We start from the raw sequence: 1120 nt of genomic DNA on the forward strand, positions 1-1120 counted from the left end.
AAATTTATATTTTACAAATTTGTAATCGAAAATAATATGACCCAATGTAAATTCATACCGCCCACAACAGAAGAACGATATATCATATCTGATATTCATGGACTTATCATGAGAGATAAAACAATTAAAGCATATTATCATTCACCTACAGAATCTTGCGAGGCCGCTGCAAAAATGGCAGTAGGAATTTTAAAAGAAAAATATAAATGTTCTATAGCCGAACTTGGTATTTGGGTTAATGGTAGTAGTTCATATAACCCGCCCATAAATCATTTTATAGTAATAGCTTCAATTGAGACACTTGACAATGTCATAAAAACCTTTGCTGTTGATATAACTGCTCACCAATTTAGTAGGTATGGAATTAGTTGTAAAATTGTAGATACACTAAATAATTGGTTTTCTGAATACCAGGATAAGTTTAACAAAAAAAATCGAATATTGGTGAAATATAGAGATATGTGCTCCGTAGTTACGTCAAATTCTAAGTTTGATATCTACAGTAATATTTCTAGTCCTTTTATTTTCTCTTCTTCAGAAATACTATCACCTTCAATGTGGTATAAAGAGGAAAACTTACCACGAGAAACTGGATATAATATGTCTTTAAAAGGAGATATATATAATCTAAAGAACTGCGAAGAACTTACTCTTAAAAAAAGATGCTAAGTGGACATTGGCTAACCTACGTGCGCTGAGGGGCCACATTTTTAAAATGGAAAATCTTTAATTTTACTATCATATACATCTTGGCAATCACTAAGTGATAACTTTGAATACATTTCTAAAGATAGCCTACTGTCATGCCCAGAATATGGCTGTATAAGTGTATCATCTATACCTTTCTTCTTTAACCAAGTAAATAAGAAATGTCTTAACGTATGAGGAGAAATGGAGTTTTTTATACCTGCTAATTCGGTATACTTTTGCATTATTTTCCTTACACCCCTATCCGTAAACTTTGTTCTTCTATTAGATTCAAATAAATATTTTGCATTTTTCTTTAAAGAGTTATCAATATGCAGCCCTAATATTTCCTTAAATGATTTAGGAAACGGAACTATTCTATCTTTTGAACCTTTCCCTTTAACTACTTTTATTTTACATTCGTCTAAATCAA

At 30.6% G+C, this 1120-nt stretch carries 2 protein-coding genes; one reads left to right on the forward strand and one right to left on the reverse strand.

The annotated features are described in order from the left end of the window. On the forward strand, window positions 1-669 hold a 669-nt coding region (locus F8C69_RS10155; protein WP_234393294.1), incomplete at its 5' end, for a hypothetical protein. Between the two features lie 41 nt (window positions 670-710). On the opposite strand, the gene F8C69_RS10160 is transcribed toward F8C69_RS10155, so the two are convergent. Beyond that, window positions 711-1120 (reverse strand): tyrosine-type recombinase/integrase (locus tag F8C69_RS10160; protein WP_159185049.1); only part of this gene is annotated, 410 nt, incomplete at its 5' end.

This window comes from Francisella noatunensis subsp. noatunensis (assembly GCF_009823375.1).
Lineage (GTDB): Bacteria > Pseudomonadota > Gammaproteobacteria > Francisellales > Francisellaceae > Francisella > Francisella noatunensis.